The 15,935-nt window shown below is 42.7% G+C and carries 13 protein-coding genes; 8 read left to right on the forward strand and 5 right to left on the reverse strand.

Annotated elements, in window-relative coordinates; all coding sequences use genetic code 11:
• The first annotated feature begins 251 nt into the window (after window positions 1–251).
• Window positions 252–1,124, forward strand: a complete 873-nt coding sequence (locus H7J92_RS14890) for a YitT family protein (RefSeq protein ID WP_171805912.1) — start codon at window positions 252–254, stop codon at window positions 1,122–1,124.
• A 98-nt stretch (window positions 1,125–1,222) separates the two neighbouring features.
• Here H7J92_RS14890 and H7J92_RS14895 read toward each other — a convergent pair whose 3' ends face one another.
• The 3 genes from H7J92_RS14895 to H7J92_RS14905 all read right to left on the reverse strand — a co-directional run bounded on the left by H7J92_RS14895 (window position 1,223) and on the right by H7J92_RS14905 (window position 4,158).
• Window positions 1,223–1,795 carry a nitroreductase family protein gene (locus H7J92_RS14895; RefSeq protein ID WP_221837690.1) on the reverse strand — a complete coding sequence of 191 codons (573 nt, stop codon included), beginning with the start codon at window positions 1,793–1,795 and terminating at the stop codon, window positions 1,223–1,225.
• Window positions 1,796–1,951: 156 nt separating this feature from the next.
• Entirely contained in the window at window positions 1,952–3,484 is a 1,533-nt protein-coding gene (locus H7J92_RS14900) for an AbgT family transporter (RefSeq protein ID WP_009766598.1), read from the reverse strand.
• A gap of 248 nt (window positions 3,485–3,732) precedes the next feature.
• Complete coding sequence (locus H7J92_RS14905) at window positions 3,733–4,158, reverse strand: putative periplasmic lipoprotein (RefSeq protein ID WP_221837691.1); 426 nt, start codon at window positions 4,156–4,158, stop codon at window positions 3,733–3,735.
• 151 nt (window positions 4,159–4,309) lie between these two features.
• Between H7J92_RS14905 and H7J92_RS14910 the strand changes: the two genes are divergently transcribed.
• The 4 genes from H7J92_RS14910 to proS all read left to right on the forward strand — a co-directional run bounded on the left by H7J92_RS14910 (window position 4,310) and on the right by proS (window position 9,606).
• Window positions 4,310–5,584: a sensor histidine kinase gene (locus H7J92_RS14910; protein ID WP_246603036.1), complete on the forward strand. Its 1,275-nt coding sequence runs from the start codon at window positions 4,310–4,312 to the stop codon at window positions 5,582–5,584.
• The gene (locus H7J92_RS14915) at window positions 5,581–6,468 is read left to right on the forward strand and encodes a response regulator (RefSeq protein ID WP_221837695.1); all 888 of its coding nucleotides are present in this window, start codon (window positions 5,581–5,583) and stop codon (window positions 6,466–6,468) included. The genes H7J92_RS14910 and H7J92_RS14915 overlap by 4 nt, the downstream gene beginning before the upstream one ends.
• A 90-nt stretch (window positions 6,469–6,558) precedes the next feature.
• Entirely contained in the window at window positions 6,559–7,842 is a 1,284-nt protein-coding gene (locus H7J92_RS14920) for a cation:dicarboxylate symporter family transporter (protein ID WP_009766589.1), read from the forward strand.
• 327 nt (window positions 7,843–8,169) lie between these two features.
• Entirely contained in the window at window positions 8,170–9,606 is a 1,437-nt protein-coding gene (proS, locus tag H7J92_RS14925; protein WP_221837698.1) for a proline--tRNA ligase, read from the forward strand.
• 251 nt (window positions 9,607–9,857) lie between these two features.
• On the opposite strand, the gene H7J92_RS14930 is transcribed toward proS, so the two are convergent.
• Entirely contained in the window at window positions 9,858–12,053 is a 2,196-nt protein-coding gene (locus H7J92_RS14930; protein WP_221837701.1) for a DNA topoisomerase III, read from the reverse strand.
• A 254-nt stretch (window positions 12,054–12,307) separates the two neighbouring features.
• Here H7J92_RS14930 and H7J92_RS14935 point away from each other — a divergent pair, with 254 nt between their 5' ends.
• On the forward strand, window positions 12,308–12,745 hold the full coding sequence (locus H7J92_RS14935; protein ID WP_009766586.1) for a GatB/YqeY domain-containing protein: 438 nt from the start codon (window positions 12,308–12,310) through the stop codon (window positions 12,743–12,745).
• Window positions 12,746–12,804: 59 nt separating this feature from the next.
• Here the strand turns inward: H7J92_RS14935 and H7J92_RS14940 are convergent, their stop codons facing one another.
• Window positions 12,805–13,413: a hypothetical protein gene (locus H7J92_RS14940; RefSeq protein WP_009766585.1), complete on the reverse strand. Its 609-nt coding sequence runs from the start codon at window positions 13,411–13,413 to the stop codon at window positions 12,805–12,807.
• Between the two features lie 261 nt (window positions 13,414–13,674).
• Here H7J92_RS14940 and H7J92_RS14945 point away from each other — a divergent pair, with 261 nt between their 5' ends.
• Together H7J92_RS14945 and H7J92_RS14950 are read left to right on the forward strand one after the other, a co-directional pair.
• Entirely contained in the window at window positions 13,675–14,241 is a 567-nt protein-coding gene (locus H7J92_RS14945; RefSeq protein WP_246603039.1) for an RNA polymerase sigma factor, read from the forward strand.
• Window positions 14,219–15,832, forward strand: a complete 1,614-nt coding sequence (locus tag H7J92_RS14950) for a DUF4179 domain-containing protein (RefSeq protein WP_221837705.1) — start codon at window positions 14,219–14,221, stop codon at window positions 15,830–15,832. The genes H7J92_RS14945 and H7J92_RS14950 overlap by 23 nt, the downstream gene beginning before the upstream one ends.
• The last annotated feature ends 103 nt before the right edge of the window (window positions 15,833–15,935 follow it).

Consider the following 15,935-nt stretch of genomic DNA (forward strand, 5'->3'; position numbering starts at 1 on the left):
GATTCGCAGGGGAGCGGAGTACAGGATTAGGTAACAGGATAAAATAATGTGTGTATTCCAAGATAAAATGTGGTAAATTAAACGTCTGTTTCCTCATACTCAGTTAATCTAGCCGTTCAAAACCTGGAAGCAATTATGCCTCAACATAATTGATCAGGAAATGGTTCATCTGAAAACGAATGACTGTAACGAAAAAGGGTATAATATTAAGAAATATGGTTATGAACGCTATTATTGAAAGAAGTGATCACATGAATTCAGTCACAAAACAAAAGAACAATAAACTTAGGATGGTTTTCCAAGGAGTACTAGTTATTATCGGGTCCTTAATAACAGCGTATGGACTTGAATCGGTGTTAATCCCAAACAATGTATCGGATGGTGGGATAACGGGCTTGAGTATTGTTGGTTCGCAGCTGTTTGGGTTTCCTCTAGGCCTTTTGATTGCCTTACTGAATATCCCATTCGTATATTTAGGGTACAAACAGATCGGTAAAAGTTTTGCTATATATTCGGTGATCGGCATTGGTTCATTGGCGATCAGCACTAGTCTGATGCACCATATACCAACGATTGTTCAAGGGGACACTCTGTTAGTGACCGTGGTAGGTGGTGTGATCATAGGTGTAGGGATGGGACTTGCCTTGCGTAATGGCGGCGCATTAGATGGGATTGATATGTTAGCCGTACTTCTTTCCCGAAAGTTACCGTTCGGGACAAGCGATCTGATCCTGTTTTTGAATGTTTTTGTTTTTATCGTGGTTTCGACGGTATTTGGGCTTACAGGAGCTATTTTATCTGCGCTTGCTTATTTCATTGCTTCCAAAGTAATCCATATTATTGAAGAAGGCTTAAGTGGATCAAAAACCTTCAATATTATTACAGACCAGCCTGAATTAATGGTAGAGACAATTCGTGAACGTTTGGGACGCAGTGCAACATACCAGCTTATTCAAGGCAGTTATAGCAATAAAGAATACAAGGAAATCACTTGCGTCATCAATCGTTTGGAAGATAGTAAAATGAAAGAGATCATTCGGGAAATTGACAAGAATGCTTTTGTTACCGTATATGACGTTGCGGAAGTTAAGGGCGGCAGTTTTACCAAGAGTGACATTCATTAAAGTGTCTGCCTAAAAAAGTTATTTGTACTGTGGTCCGGCATAGCAATAAATCAAAGCGATTACCACTCCTGTCAATTAGGGAGCGGTAATCGCTATGTTTAATTATCTATAATCGTTAATAGTTCTCGAATATCTGTACGATCTTGTGGTTCCGGTATATGTTTTGGATAGCCAATCATCAGTGTAGCGACGACTTTCTCGCCAGGTTTTACGCCGATGCCTTCCCTGAATACTGGATCGTATATCCAATCATTTGATCGCCAAATCATCCCAATGCCCCGTTCCCAAGCTGCAAGTTGAAAATTTTGAATCATTGTGGAGACTGCTCCATAATCCTCATCCCATCTTCTTTGTCGCGGATCTTCCGGCATGATCACAACGAGATGAAGGGGAATATTTCGGAAATAATCAGCTTTCCGATATACTCTTTCGGGTACTTCGCCGCCTGTTTTTGGCTGGGAATCTATATAGGCTTGTACAAACTGCTCTTTTCCGTTACTTGTATATAATTGAAATCGCCAAGGTTCCGTCAGCTTATGATTCGGTGCCCATTTGGCGACATTAAGTAATTCAATGAGTTCCTCCACATCCACTGGATCGGTTTTAAACGCCTTAATAGACCTTCTGCCAATTATGGACTTTTCTACTTCGTTTTTTGCTGCGTAACTCATGATAGAAAACTCCTCTCCTATAATACTAATACATGCAAATGAAAATCATTATCAACTATTATCATACCATGTGTAAGGAGAGTGATAAACACAAAACGCTTACGGTTGATGGGTATAGAAAAAACCACTGAACGTAATGTTCAGTGGTGAGTCATATTAATTCCCATAATAAATCGGAGAGCCAGGCCCTAAGTCGATTCCGAGAAGCATCCAAACGATGAGAGTTAAACTCCAGAAAGCCAAGAAAAACATAGAATAAGGGAACATAACAGAGACTAGTGTTCCGATCCCCATTTTCTTATCATACTTCTGTGCAAATGCGATAATAATCGCAAAGTATGTCATCAAAGGAGAAATAATATTGGTTGATGAATCTGCCACCCGATACGCCATCTGTGTTAATTCGGGTGAATAACCGAGCTGCATCATAATCGGCACAAATACCGGTGCCATCATAGCCCATTTTGCAGATGCACTGCCGATAAACAAGTTGATGAAAGCAGCAATGAGAATGAATAACAGCAGCAATGGAATACCTTTTAAGTTGATGCTATCAAGGAAATTAGCTCCATACACGCCTAAAACCAATCCCATATTCGATTCAGAGAAAAATGCGACAAATTGACTCGCAGTGAAAGACAATACGATGAACATACCCATTGCAGACATCGTCGTTGACATCATCGCAGCTACGTCTTTATCATCGCGAATTAATTTTGTTACTTTTCCATAGACCAAACCTGGCACGAAGAATAGGAATGCGATAATTGGAACGAGTGACTTCATGAATGGCGATTTAATAATCGGCATATCGCCTTCATCGCCACGTAATGGAGCACCTGGGAATAGAACGAGTAATGCAACTAGAATTCCAGCAACAATTACAGAAATACCAGCCCATACTAAACCCTTCTTCTCAATAGCAGTTAGCTTCTCTACTTTCTCACGATATTCACCATTATATTCGCCAAGTCGTGGTTCGACAATTTTCTCTGTCACCCAAGCACCAACAACTGTCAGCACTAATACCGAAAAGGCAATGAAATAATAATTCATGGCAATGTTCATACCGTCCGCATACTCGGGGTTAATGATTGCTGCAGACATAATCGTCAATTCACCAAGAAGCGCGTCCGTACCAGACAGTAGTAAGTTCGCACTGAACCCGCCCGAAACTCCAGCGAAGGCAGCGGCCAGACCCGCTAATGGGTGTCTGCCAAGTGCCGCAAATAAAACAGCTCCAAGTGGCGGCAATACAACATAACCTGCATCGGAAGCTACGCTAGACATAACGCCAGCAAAAACCAATCCGAGTGTGATCAATCGTTTCGGAACAGACATCACAAATCCACGCAGCAATGCACTGATCAACCCAGAACCTTCTGCAACTCCAATCCCTAGCATCGTAATTAGCACGACGCCGAGCGGAGCAAAACCAATGAAATTGTCCGTCATATTCGTAATGATGTAATGAATTCCTTCCCCGCTAAGCAGGTTATGGACTTCGATCATTTCCCCTTCTTTTCCTGGATGGGCGGCACTGATGCCGAAAGAAGAAACAACTGCAGACAAGACGATAACTAAAAGAGCGAGCAACGCAAACAACGTTACCGGATGGGGCAATCGGTTACCAGTTTTCTCGATCATATCTAAAAACTTTTGGAAAAAGCCTCTTTTTTCCGTATTCATGAAGATCTCCTTCCGTCTATAAATTACTATTCATTATTTAAAAAAATAAATAATTTTTTAAACTTAGTACAGTATATATAAGATAGCTCCCCAAATAAATACTTTAGTGAAATAATTAAATTGGAAAAAGCTTTCGACTGTTATGACGAGGGGGAATAGTTAAAATAGATTTTTAGAAAATGGCCTTTTTATGTATATAGATATTAAAATGCCCACCTTCTACTTGACGGAGGTGGGTTGTTTGTCATCTATTCTGCGTCAATAAAAATTCCTTTAAGGCGAGGGTCTCCATCGTCATTTTTGCCATCATAAGTTCCGTAGACAGTGACCGTCGTGCCTTCTGGAATTTCTGTACGATCGCTCAACCGATTGTCGTCAACCCATACTACTTCATTGGAAGAATCATCGGTTTTGCTTTTTAATTCAAATGTTCCTTGTTCGAATCTCAAAACGATTCCAGTAAATTTCACTTTTGAATTAATAGGAACTTTGTCTTGAGAAAGGGAAAGATAATCTTGTTCAGTGGTTCCCGCCTTAAGCCCTTTTTCCATACCCATATTGGTTTGTTTATCGGCAGCAGGAGTTTCTTGTGTCTCTGGAGTATCAGGTGTTTCTTCATTGCTACAGGCTGCTAACAGCACTGCAGTCATCATGAAAATGATTAGCTTTTTCAATCTAAATCGCCTCCTTATGTAATCATAAGTAAATTGAAAGGAAAAGAAAACAGTTTACTGTAATAACCATGATAGTTTCTGCTCTAACTGCACAAATGTTTTTGAATTGTTATACTACATACATCAGAATTTTTTAATTAGGAGTATGGGGATGAACTCAAAATCGACGTGGCGCCAAATATTACATTCTGAAGCTGCACGCATTGCCGTCATTGCGATCATTACGGCGCTTACTGGTGAATTGAAAGTGCTGCCGTTCGCGGATGAGACGTTCCGTTTTGCGCTGGGCGGGATTGTGTTCTTTTTGCTGATTCTTATTTATCCGCCAGCTTCCATGCTGCGGACTGGGTTTATTACAGCGGTTACGGTTGTGCTTTTTCGGGTAGCTGAAGAGACGTGGCTTGGCGTTGCGCTAATTGATAGTTTGCTGATGCATGTTCCGGTTTTTCTGTTTTACTTTATAGTAGCGGTTGGCTGGCATTTTGCCGATTTGGAGAAGTACAAGTCTTTGCCATTGCAGCTAGGGGCATTGGCTTTATTATTCGAAGTGATCGGCAATACGTCGGAGCATGCACTTCGGAATTGGTGGATGGATGATTCACTGTTAAATATGAAAGAGTGGGGTATCCTTGTGGGAGTAGCGTTGCTGCGTAGTTTCTTTACGGTCGGACTGTATAGTTCAGTAGCTTTATCGAAAGAAAAACAACGTATGGAGGAAATGCTCGGCGTAGGGGCGGAGTTATATGCAGAAGCGCTCTATTTACAGAAGTCGATGAATCATATTGAGCAAATTACAGCTTCCAGCCACGATTTGTATCGCAAGTTGAAGAAAGAGGATAAACGAGAGCTCAGCACACAGGCGCTTCAGATTGCCCAAGAGATCCATGAGGTGAAAAAGGATTCACAACGGATTTTGGCGGGGCTTTCGAAATGGGCAAGCCGACAAGAAGTGGCGGCCTTTTATCTATCAGATCTACTTGAATTGGTCGTATCGGCAAATGAAAAGTATAGTGAATTGATAGGCAAAGACTGTGTCATTGAAAAATCAATCGCCACTGACTTTCAGACGGACCAGCATGTACCACTTCTGGCGGTCCTTAATAATTTGACTTCCAATGCTGTAGAGGCGACGGAGCGGAAGGGTATTGTGAAAATTAGTGTCGACAGTGACGCAGAATGGGTCTTTTTTTATGTGCAAGATACAGGCAGAGGGGTTCCAGCAGAGCATGAAGAAGTGATTTTTGAGCCGGGATACACGACGAAATTCAATGAACAGGGAGTGGCGGCAACGGGTATCGGATTGTCGCATGTGACGGCAATCGTCGATGCGATGCAAGGCGAAATTCAAATGCAGCGTCTGGATGTCGGCACATTATTTGAAGTGAAAATTCCCATGCAATCCATTAAGAAGGAGATAAAGGTATGAGATATTTTATCGTAGATGATGACAAAGCGAGCCGCTTGATGCTGAAGAATATCCTGGAAGGGCAGGAACTCGGTATGGTCATTGGTGAGGCGGATAGCGGTGTGAAAGCCATCCCTCAAATTTTGTCGCTGACGCCGGATTTGGTGCTGATTGATTTGTTGATGCCGGATTTGGATGGTATTGAGACGATCCAACAGCTGAAATCGCAAGGATTTAATGGACAATTCATTATGTTGAGTCAAGTAGTCAGTAAAGAGATGGTGGGAGAAGCCTATCAAGTCGGGGTGGAGTTTTTCATTCATAAGCCGATCAACCAAATAGAAGTACAAAGCGTATTGCGACGAACGGCGGAACAACTGCGTTTGAAAAATTCCCTAACCACAATTCGTGAATCGCTCGCTCTGATTGGAACGTTGGATCAGCCAAAAGTGAAACGTACAATAAAGGAAATTGTGCTAGCTAAACTTCATGACATGGGGATAATCGGGGAAAGCGGCAGCCGGGACATTGTGACAATTGTAGAAGTGCTCGCAGAACAAAATGCCGCTCAATTGCCGCCATTGAAAGAGCTTTACGAGGCGGCATTACATAAGATGGGTGTCCAAGCGAAGGAAATACCAAAGGAAAGCAAAGCGATGGAGCAGAGGATTCGCCGATCCATCTTGACTGCGATAGATCATTTAGCTTCGCTCGGAGCAGTAGATTATACGATTTCGGAGTTTGAGTATTACGCGCCACGATTCTTTGATTTTCAGGAAATTACTCAACGGATGAAACAAATTCAAGAGGAAAGCTTTGGGATGAAGGCAGTCAAGGTCAATAGTAAGAAGTTTCTTCAAGTTTTATATATCGAGACGATGGAAGAACAAAAAAAGAATTTGTAGGATGGTGTAGAATTTTGTAGGATTCTTTTATGATAATCCTAAGTTACTTCGAGAAAGCGTTTTCAGGAGTAAGCTAAAGGAGGATTATCTATGAAAAAGAAATTTAAATTATCTTTAGCCTATCAAATATTAATCGGGCTTGTTCTCGGTATTGCAGTCGGTGCCATTTTTTATGGTAATCCTAAAGTGGAAACGTATTTGCAGCCGATAGGCACGATGTTTATTAATATGATCAAAATGATTGTAGTTCCAATTATTATTTCTACATTGGTTATAGGAGTGGCAGGCACAGGAGATATTAAGAAACTAGGGAAATTAGGCGGTAAGACGCTTCTATATTTTGAAATTGTCACAACGATTGCGATCATAGTCGGTTTAATGTCTGCTAATATTTTCAAACCAGGCGAAGGAATCGATATGTCTTCTCTTGAAAAAGGAGATATCTCGCAATATGTTGAAACGACGGAAGAAGTGCAGAATGGCGGTTTCATGGATGTCTTGGTTGGTATCGTACCGAGTAATATCGTGGAATCCATGGCAAACGCTGATATGCTTCCAATTATTTTCTTCTCTGTTTTATTTGGGCTAGGCGTTGCAGCGATCGGTGAACGCGGAAAGCCGGTGCTTGAGGTGTTCCAAGGAGTCGCGGATGCGATGTTCTGGGTAACAAATATGATCATGAAGTTTGCACCATTCGGGGTATTTGCGCTAATTGGCGTAACCGTTTCCAAATTCGGTTTGGAATCGCTCATCCCAATGGGCAAGCTGATGATCTTGGTATATGCAACGATGGTATTCTTCATTATTGTCGTACTTGGCGGAATTGCGAAGTTGGTCGGAATCAATATTTTCCATCTGATGAAAGTATTGAAAGACGAATTGATTTTAGCTTATTCTACTTCTAGTTCTGAAACAGTACTGCCAAAAGTGATGGAGAAGATGCAGAAGTTCGGTTGTCCGAAAGATATTGTTTCTTTCGTAGTGCCGACAGGCTATTCGTTCAACTTGGACGGTTCCACACTGTATCAGGCTTTGGCTGCGATGTTTATTGCGCAAATGTATGGTATTCAGTTGAGTATTACGGAACAGATCACCTTGGTATTAGTGTTGATGATTACGTCTAAAGGGATTGCGGGCGTACCAGGTGTTTCATTCGTCGTACTTTTGGCGACACTTGGAACGGTAGGTATTCCACTTGAAGGTCTAGCGTTCATCGCGGGGATCGACCGTTTGTTGGATATGGCACGTACGGTGGTCAACGTTGTTGGAAACGCACTTGCGACAGTTGTTATGTCGAAGTGGGAAGGCCGTTTTGGTACGGAAAGTGTAAAGGAAGAGCAAGAACCACAAATGGTGTTAGCGGAAGAAAGATGATTTGATGAATTTGAAGCTGTCCTCTTGATGGGGGACAGTTTTTTTGTGTTTATGCTCGGGCTGCAGGGCTCTATGAGCGAGTGTAGGGTGTTTATGATCGTGGACAGAGAGGATATGATCGCTTGGCGGAGGTGTATGAGCAGTTGTAGGGTTTCTATGATCATCTGCGAAGGTTTATGAGTGCCTGTAAGAAATAGGATTGATTTCCTACACACTGCTTATTACTTGTTGTGGGGATTCAATTGTAGGAATGATGGATTTGTTATATGATTAGCAATATGGAAGCTGAACAAGAGCGCTTTTTTTCATTAAGGAGGAAATTAGGTAATGAGCAATCAGCAAAATGATTTTACGAAATGGTATATTGACACAATCCAGAAAGCGGATTTGATGGATTATACGCCGGTGCGTGGCTGTATCGCATTTAAACCAGACGGTTTTGAAATATGGGAGCATATTAAAGATGAAATGGATCGCCGTTTCAAAGAGACGGGACACCGTAATGCGTATTTCCCAATGCTGATCCCAGAATCCTTTTTCCAGAAAGAAAAGGATCATATCGAAGGATTTTCTCCAGAACTGCCATGGGTGACGGAAGCAGCAGGAGAACAGTTGGAAGAACGTTTAGCGTTGCGCCCGACCTCTGAGACGATGATCGGTCATTTGTATTCAGACTGGGTAAAGAGTTATCGTGATTTGCCGTTATTGATCAACCAATGGGCGAACGTATTCCGTTGGGAGAAAAAGACATTGCCGTTCATTCGGACGTCAGAATTTTTATGGCAAGAAGGACATACAGCTCACGTCGATGAAGAGGAAGCGCGTACCGAAACGATGCAAATGCTTGAGATCTATAAGGAAGTCGTGGAAGGCTTGCTAGCGATTCCTGTATATGATGGCCAAAAGACGCCTTCTGAACGATTTGCCGGTGCTGTGGATACGTTCTCCATCGAAGCGATGATGAAGGATGGCAAAGCAGTTCAAGCCGGAACTTCACATTACTTAGGAACAAAATTTGCGGAAGCATTCGATATCAAATATTTAACAAAAGAGAATAAGCATGAGTTTGTCCATACGACATCTTGGGGAACTTCCACTCGCTTGATTGGATCGGTTATCATGGTGCACGGTGATGAGCAAGGTTTGGTATTGCCTCCACGTATTGCGCCGACTCAAGTGGTGCTCATTCCGGTCGGACCGTGGAAGAAGAACCCGGCAATCATGGAAAAACTGGATGAAATTTTTGCCGAGCTGAAGGCAAAAGGTATCCGTGTACGTTTGGATGATTCCGATCAGTCTCCGGGCTTTAAGTTCAATGAATGGGAATTAAAAGGTGTTCCAGTTCGACTGGAGCTTGGACCGCGTGACCTAGAGAACAATCAAGCCTTGATGAAAGCGCGTGACGGAGAAGAAAAAGTGGCGGTGGACTTGGCGCAAGCAGTGGCGAGCATTGAGAAAGAACTGGAAACGATGCAAACTCGCTTGCTCGAAAAAGCACGTGCATTCCGCGAAGAACATTCTCACACGCATATAGACAAACTGGATGAATTGAAGAAGCATATTGAAGAAAGTGCTGCGAAGGAAGAGATTCCAGGATGGATTCTTGCCGGTTGGTGTGGAGACGATGCATGCGAAGAACATGTGAAAGACGAAACGAAATTTACGACGCGTAATATTCCGTTCAATCCGCCTGCGGAGAAGTCCACTTGCATTAATTGCGGTAAAGAAGCGAAACATACTGTTTGGTTTGCAAGAGCTTACTAATTAAAATAGGTGCCAACACGCATTGTAACGTGTTGGCACCTTTTTGAGTTTCGTTAAGCCAGACAGCTGATACCTTCGGATGAGGCTATGGGGGGAAAGCGCCAAAAACATGGCGGAACGAACCAAAAGTTAGCACAACCGCGCCAATCAATACGAATACCGCACCAAAATAGCTGTTGACCGAGCCAAATCGACTAAGACCCACACCAAACTGCCGGCAGACCGCACCAAAGGCATTCCGTCAATGTCCATCAGTCGTCCAATTTCAATCCTTTCAACGCATCTGCGAACGGATTATTGACTGGTTCGTCATCGTTGTTCTTCTTTAAATATTTCTGGACATCGCGTTTATTCACTTTGCCTTTGGATTCCTTTTCGCGGCGAGCTTTGAAGGAAGATAGTTTTTCGCGATAGCCACATTTGCACGTGAAGATTTGGCCTTCTCCTTCTCCGCGCAGCTCCATCTTTTTCTTACATTGCGGACATCGCGCATTGGTGACGCGGGAAACGTTTTTGCGGTGACCGCATTCACGATCCTGACAAACAAGCATTTTTCCATGTTTGCCGTTCACTTCGAGCATCGGCTTGCCGCAGTCCGGGCACGATTTAGTAGAAATATTATCATGCTTGAATTTCGCATCGCTCGCTTTGATCTCTGAGACAATTTCTTTCGTATAACCTTTCATTTCATTAATGAACAATTCTTTTTTCAATTGTCCTTTTGCAATTTTTTCTAACTTTAACTCCCATTCTGCAGTCAAGGCAGGGGATTTCAACTCGTCTGGCACTAACTCGAGCAATTGTTTTCCTTTATTGGTCACGTGGATGTCTTTGCCGCGCTTTTCAATCAGGAAGGAATTGAATAATTTATCGATGATATCCGCACGTGTTGCCACTGTCCCGAGTCCGCCTGTGGATTTCAATGTTTCTGCAAGCTTTTTATCTTGAGCTCCCGCGATATATTTCGCAGGGTTTTCCATCGCAGATAAAAGTGTTGCTTCATTGAAACGGGCAGGGGGCTTCGTCTGACCGGATGTCTCTTTGACGAATTGGATGCTCAGCGAATCTCCTTTTGAGAGCTTTGGTAAGAGCTGTTCTTTCGTGTCTTGCTCTGCTTCTTCCTCATCAAATTGATTGTTATAGACTTCTTTCCAGCCGGGTACTAAAATCGTTTTTCCTCGTGCGGTGAAGCGTTCATCTGCAATTTTTGCGTGGATGGTCAGTTGTTCATATTCATGTGCAGGGAACAGAACGGCCATGAACCGTTTCACGACTAAGTCATAGATTTTCCGCTCTTTGTCGGACAACTTATCACGCAGGACGATTTCTTCAGTTGGAATGATCGCGTGGTGATCGGACACTTTGCTGTCGTCGACAAAAGATTTATTCGCTTTGATCGGTTTCTTCAAGATTTTATTTGCAAGTGAACGATATTCACCGATACCGCAGGATTTCAAACGCTCCGGCAGAGTCGCGACGATATCGCTCGATAGGAATCGTGAATCGGTCCGCGGATACGTCAGCAGTTTATGTTGTTCGTAGAGCTTTTGCATGATGTTCAACGTTTCTTTGGCAGAGTAACCGAATAGTTTATTGGCATCGCGCTGCAGTTCTGTCAGATCGTAGAGACCTGGAGAAAACGACTTTTTTGCTTTTTTATCAACATTTTCGATAATCGCTTGTTTGCCATCTACTTTTTTGACGATAGTGGACAGTTTTTCGCGGTCGAATGAACGTGTATCATTAGTTTTCGCGTCTTGCCATGTCAATTTTAATTTAGAGTCGGTCTGTGCTTCGATGCCGTAGTAAGTTTTTGGGCGAAATGTGTTAATCTCTTCTTCGCGCTGTGCAATGATTGCAACGACAGGAGTTTGAACGCGACCGCAGTTTAATTGGGCATTGAACTTTGTCGTCAGTGCGCGAGTCGCGTTCAAGCCGATATACCAGTCCGCCTCAGAACGAGCGACTGCCGCTTCGTAAAGGTTTTCATACGCTTTACCGGGTTTCAGCTGAGCAAACCCATCCTTGATTGCTTTATCGGTAACGGATGAAATCCAAAGTCGTTTGATCGGTTTATTGACTTTCGCTTTCTCGATAATCCAGCGAGCGACCAGCTCTCCTTCACGTCCGGCATCTGTCCCGATGATGATATCGGATACGTCAGAGCGAAGCAACTGGGACTTTACGGCGTTATATTGCTTGCCTGTTTGCTTAATGACCGTCAATTTCAAGTGATCGGGCATCATCGGCAAGTCTTCCAGTTTCCATGTCTTATACTTCGTATCATAATTCTCAGGGTCTGCGAGTGTCACTAAATGGCCGAGTGCCCATGTGACGATATATTTATCGCCCTCTAAATAGCCGTTCCCTTTTTTATTGCAGTTGAGCACGCGGGCAATATCGCGTGCAACGGAAGGCTTTTCCGCCAATACTACACTTTTTTTCATATAATTGAACTCCTTTGTATACGTACATGTCAAAAAACTCCCACGGTAGATAAGGTTACAAAGGCCTTATGCTATCAAAAGGAGTTGCTTAGTAAAAAGTGTAAACTAGTATAGAGGTTTCGTCAATTCTTCGGAGCCTTGTTCAAAGGTGAGATGAGCAGATGAAGGAGAAATCTTATATGAGATAAAAAAGACGACTGAGAGCATGATTATTTTGTATACTAGTAGTAATACTTTAGAAATGAGGGATTAGGATGTCGCAGTTAAAAGATCGTTTGATGGCAGATATAAAAACGGCAATGAAGGAAAAGGATCAGATGAAAAAAGGTGTGATCAATTTATTGCGTGCGGGTCTGCAAAATGAGGAGCTGGAATTAAAGCGTGAATTGACGGAAGAAGAGGAAATCAAGATCGTCCAGCGTGAACTCAAGCAAACGAAACAATCCCTTGAAGAAGCACAAAAAGCCAATCGTGAAGATATTGTGGAAGCAGAAAAAGCAAAAGTAGTAATCGTCGAATCCTATTTACCGAAGCAGATGAATGTGGATGAAGTGAAGGAACTGATCGGCACACTCGGTATTGCGAAAGACACGCCGATGGGGCAAGCGATCGGGACAGTGATGAAAGAAGTTGCCGGACGTGCGGAAGGTAAGACAGTTTCCCAGGCTGTAAAAGAATACTTGCAGAACTAAGGAACCTCTTTATACGAGACTACCTAGACGATGAGTTGACTTGTCGTCTAGGTATTTTTTTATTTCTTAAATGAAGCCTTCAATAAATACACTACGTCATATTCTTTTGCCTTCAATTCCTCCAAATACCCTTCCTTTTGTTCATAGAAATCTACAGATAAAGAGCTGGTTCCAACGCCCTCAGTTGTACTCGTGTGGATGATGCTGGCTAGAAGCATTTCTTCTGACAACGGCAAGCTTTCTTGTGGATTGGTACCCCAAAGCATTGCCAGGTTTTCTCCATTTGGCATCGTATCTTGAGTTTGTATTCCACTAAATCCATCTGTATCACCAACGTTTGTGAAAAAAAGTACTTGCTGGTCCGCTGTATGTACTACAGTGAACACAATGCCGCCGCTTGTTAATTTACCTGGCAGGGAGGTAGAAAATTGGCTAACCGGTTCGGCTGTTTTCTTCCCTTTTTCATATTTCTCCAACCAGATAGAGACGTCTTTGTACTTTTGGTCAGCGGTATAATCAAATACGAATGCTTGGTTAGATGTGGTCCCGAGTATTTGCTTTTCACGGTCTGTTAATTCAGGGATTGTCAGTTGATTCGTATCAGTGTTTGCACAAGCACCAAGAACTAGTAGGCAACTAAGGCACATCAAACCTACCCATTTTTTCATCGTCTAGTAACCTCCTTATTTTAGTTATATTTTTATAGTGTAGCAGTTTACTGAACTTTCCGTTACGTTTCTAAAATATATTTTCGTAGAAGTGAGATGTTTTCTGACTTCGTCTCGTTATACTGAATGAAATAGAAAAACGAGACGTGCGCATGGTCGTTTTATCTGTCTCTAAATAAAGCCTCCGGCGGATGTCAGGGATTTTGAAATTCAAAATCCCGACGCAATTACGCCGAGGTGTAATTGATTAAGGAGGCCGCTATGGAAGAGGATCTGCAGTGGGTGCGTGAAGTATTGGCTGGAAATAAGCAAGCTTATGCCCATATTATCAATAAATATAAAAATCCGTTATACGCGACAATTTTAAGAATGACGAGAAACCCGCAGGATGCACAGGACTTCGTGCAGGATGCATTTTTGAAAGTATATCATCAGTTGGGTAAATATAAAGAAACGGGATCGTTTTCCAGTTGGCTGTATCGAGTGGCGATCAATCATTGTATGGATGAGTTCCGTAAAAAACGGTACCGCTCGACGCAAGTGGAACTCGGGGAAGAACAAGTAATAGACAGCAATCACCCGGAAGTCGTGTTTTTGAAAAAAGAGAAACATCGACAACTGGAACGTCTGCTTGCGACACTTCCAGAAGATGAGCGATTGATCATGCTATTGCGATATGCGAATGAGTTAAGTTATGACGAAATCAGTGAGCTGACAGATGTTCCGTTGTCTACTGTTCGCAATAAACTTCACCGCGCAAAGAAAAAAATGAGGGATACGGTGAAACGAGAAGGAGGATATTTTCATGAACTGTCCAACGATAGATGAATTATCTAAATATGTGGATGATTTATTAACGGAAAAGGAATCGGATCGGGTACAGGTGCATGTGGAAAACTGTTCACATTGTCAAGAAGTTGTAGCGGCGTTTTTGGAAGAGCAGAGATTTGTCGTGGAAACGCTCCAAAACCCTGAATTGCCGGATGATTTTGCGGATAACGTATTGGAACAGCTGGAACCGTATGAGCAAAAAACGTTCAGACGGAAAGCGCCTTGGAAAAAGGTGATGTTATCCGCTGCGGGTGTAGTGTTGGCTGTAGGTTTAAGCGCTGCGCTGAGTCCGAGTTTTGCTCAATTGATTGGAGGCTTCTTTTCAACTGAACAAGCGGATGAAGGGCTTCGTTTGGCAATGGAAGAGGGGCTAGCCGAACGAGTGGATCTGGCGGTAGAAGACCAAGGGGTTACATTGAAAGTGGAAGATGTAATGGCGGATTCCTCTCGGATTACTCTATCGTACCAAGTGTTGAAAAATGGAAAGACGAAAAACACGTATCTTGAGGAGGGGGACTCTGCAAATCGTGTCATCGCGCTCGATAGTAATGGAAATGAGATAGGTCAGCTTGGTTACAGTTGGTGGGATGGAGGCGATTATGGTGTATATGAATTTTCATTGCGTGATCAGGAGGAACTGGACCGGTTGACTGTCCGATTTGATATAGTTGAACTGAATGGAGTAAGAGGGAGTTGGAAGTTGGATGTTCCGATTGATCTGAAAGAGAAACGGCAATTGACCAAAACACTTGCATTGGAAGATGCCTCCATTACGACGAATGGTGTAAAAGTTGATTTGCAAAAAGCTCAAAAGGCACCTTCATCTACAGAGTTGTTTTATGAAACATCCTTTTCAGAAGAAGAACTCACGAGGATTGAAAAGGCGAGAAATGATTTCGTGCTTCGATTCGGAGCGGAAAATGTAGAAGATCTTGTCTATCAGTACGAGACGGCGATCGCGTATCATTTGGAAGATGAGAGTGGAACAGCATTATATTCCTGGAATACGTGGACAGAAGAAAAAGGGCATGCTGTGGACACAGGTATGCTGCAAGGCACCAGCGAAAGATTGGGGACACTGGGACACCTAAAGTGGGTGAATTCATTTGTTCCGAAAAAAGAACAGCCTAATGTAGCGTTTGTGCTGGATGGCGTGTATAAAACGGAGCCGGTTGATTTCTCTGTTAAAATTCGGCCGAATGAGTTACGAAAGAAGCCATTTTCATTTGAGTTTGAGGGCAACCATTTGACTGTCGTCAAGGCGAAAAATGAAACAAACTTTTATTTACGTAAATCGCTGATGCCAATTGCGAAAGAAGAGACTTTTGTTATTGAGATGGAAGGCGGGAAAGAAGTGGGAGCCAGTGAGTTAGGCGACTGGTTGATTACAGATGATAAAGGGAATGTTTACTCGTCGGGATTAAGTGGTTCTATATTGGATGAAAAAGACGAAAATGGAGACTTTAAGGTCGGGATGCAATTGACTCTGCCTAAATTGAAAGAAGTACCTGAGGAATTGATCTTGCACCTTTTCTCCGTAAAACGTTATGAGCCAGTGGTAGAACCGTGGAAAGTGCCTTTATATTAAAAAAATAGCCAGCTTGCTCCAATATCTTTTGGAGTGGGCTGGCTTTTTCTAAACAGAAGAAGTTAATTTTTTCTTTTTGATAAAGATGGGAGCAGAAATCAAG

The sequence above is a fragment of the Sporosarcina aquimarina genome, from assembly GCF_019748715.1.
GTDB lineage: Bacteria > Bacillota > Bacilli > Bacillales_A > Planococcaceae > Sporosarcina > Sporosarcina newyorkensis.